Here is a 2,357-nt window from a genome sequence, read left to right as displayed (position 1 = left end):
TCACCGCCATGGGTGAAGGCCAGGACACCAAGCTGGTCAACGGCAACGACGTCAAAGTGTCGCTGAACCGCCCACGGGTGGTACGTGATGTGTCCAAGTCGCTGGGTGAGGACGTGGCCCGTCAGTTGGCCGAGCAACTCGGTCGCGGCGTTCAGCAACAGCCGGGGCAAGCGCCACTGCGCAATAACCTGCCGCAGGACACTGCGCCGGTCATTCTGCGCTGAGAAACCCGCGCGAAAACGAAAAAGGCGACCTCTAGAGGTCGCCTTTTTTGTGCCTTGCGGGTTTTAGACCGCGGCTCTGCGAATGGTCGCCAGCAGCCCGGCCGCACCGATGAACAGTCCGGCAAACGTGCGGTTCATCCGCTGTTGTTGCTTGGGTGTGCGCAGCAGTCGCAGCACCTTTGAAGCGAGGCCGGTGTAGCCGGCCATCACGATCAGGTCGACGCAGATCATCGTTACGCCCAGGATCAGGTACTGCGCCACCAGCGGCGCATGCGGGTCGATGAACTGCGGCAGCACCGCCAGCATGAACACCAGCGCCTTGGGGTTGCTGACATTCACCAGGAACCCGCGAAACACTAGCGCCAGCGGTTTGCCGATCTGCCGAATGGCCGCGTCATCGCTCATGTTGCTGGGCAGTGCACGCCATTGCTTGACCGCCAGATACACCAGATACGCCACGCCAAACCATTTGATCGCGTAGAAGGCCGTGGCCGACGTGGCGAGGATTGCGCCCACACCGGCGGCGACAATCGCAATCTGCAGCGCCAGCCCCAGTTGCAGGCCGAGGGCGTTCCAGTAGCCGCGCCAGAAACCATACTGCAAACCGCAGGACATCGACGCAATGGCGCCAGCGCCCGGGGAAAGGCTGATCACCCAACAGGCGGCAAAAAACGCCAGCCATGTCTCAAGCACCATCACACACCTCGACTCAGACTCGTTATAGACGTCTAAGCTAATGCGCTGGCCTGTTAATGACTACCGATTTTTTGCAGAAAAACGACACTGCCGACCAGCGTTGGCGGCAGCCCGGCCTACTTTCCGAAGCCGCTCGACAACTCTTGGCTGCCGCGCCAGCGTCATAACCGAACGCTGGCAGGCCGCTATCAGGACAGCGCTTCCAGCTCCGCCTGCATGCTTTCGAGCAGTTCCAGCGCTTCCATCCAGGTTTCTTCAAGCTCGGCTTCGCGAACCTTCAGCTTGGCCTGTTCGGCCAGCAGATCACGTAACTCGTCCTTGCGGGCTGCTTCGTAGACGGCGCTGTCGCCGAGGCTGGTTTCGATCTTCGCCAGCTTCTCGTGCAACTTGCCCAGCTCGGCTTCGAGCTTGTCGGCCTCGCGCTTGTGCGGTGCCAGTTGCTGACGCAACGCAGCGGCAGCCTGACGCTGGGCTTTCTTGTCGGTCTTGTCCGGATTGACCGGCGAGTTGTTCACCGGCGCATTGCGCTGGCGATAATCGACCAGCCAACGGGCGTAGTCTTCCAGATCGCCGTCGAATTCTTCGACCTTGCCGTCGGCCACCAGGAAGAAGTTATCCGTGGTGCTTTTAAGTAGATGACGATCGTGGGAGACCACCAGTACTGCGCCACTGAATTCTTGCAGGGCCATGGTCAGCGCCAGGCGCATTTCCAGGTCCAGGTGGTTGGTCGGTTCGTCGAGCAGCAACAGGTTCGGCCGGCCCCAGGCGATCAACGCCAGTGCCAGACGGGCCTTTTCACCGCCGGAGAAATTCAGTACCGGCTCGTCGATCCTTGCACCGCGGAAGTCGAAACCACCAAGGAAGTCGCGCAGCGTCTGCTCACGCTCGGTCGGTGCCAGACGCTGCAGGTGCAGCAACGGGCTGGCTTTGGAATCCAGCGAATCCAATTGGTGCTGGGCAAAGTACCCGACCACGGTGTTTTCGCCACGAGTCAACCGGCCGGACAACGGCTCGAGTTCACCGGCGAGGTTTTTGATCAGGGTCGATTTACCGGCACCGTTGGGGCCGAGCAAACCGATCCGTGCGCCAGGAATCAGTTGCAGCTTGACCTTCTCCAGCACGGCTCGCTCGCCGTAACCCAGACGGGCGTCGGAGAGGTCGATCAACGGGCTGGAAATTTTCACCGACTCGCGGAAGACGAAGTCGAACGGTGAATCGACGTGGGCAGCGGACAACTCTTCCATCCGCTCCAGCGCCTTGATCCGGCTCTGGGCCTGACGGGCCTTGGTGGCCTGGGCCTTGAAGCGGGCGATGTAGCTTTCCATGTGCGCACGTTGCGCTTGTTGCTTCTCGTAGGCCTGTTGCTGCTGGGCCAGACGTTCGGCACGGGCACGTTCGAACGCCGAGTAGCCACCGCGATAGAGGGTAATCCTGCGC

The 2,357-nt window shown here is 61.3% G+C and carries 2 protein-coding genes and 1 pseudogene; 1 reads left to right on the top strand and 2 read right to left on the bottom strand.

Annotation, left to right across the window (positions count from 1 at the left end):
* Positions 1-224, top strand: a pseudogene (locus AC1DH9_RS27435) (penicillin-binding protein activator LpoB); the annotation flags it as partial.
* 63 nt (positions 225-287) lie between these two features.
* On the opposite strand, the gene AC1DH9_RS27430 reads toward AC1DH9_RS27435, so the two are convergent.
* Both AC1DH9_RS27430 and AC1DH9_RS27425 read right to left on the bottom strand, forming a co-directional pair.
* Positions 288-920, bottom strand: coding sequence for a LysE family transporter (locus AC1DH9_RS27430; RefSeq protein ID WP_427538800.1), 633 nt, complete (start codon positions 918-920; stop codon positions 288-290).
* Positions 921-1,108: 188 nt separating this feature from the next.
* Positions 1,109-2,357, bottom strand: a 1,249-nt coding sequence (locus tag AC1DH9_RS27425) for an ATP-binding cassette domain-containing protein (RefSeq protein ID WP_477809162.1), incomplete at its 5' end; no start/stop codon positions are given.

The organism is Pseudomonas sp. 05T35 (assembly GCF_056396605.1).
This window is presented reverse-complemented; position numbering and strand designations above follow the sequence as displayed.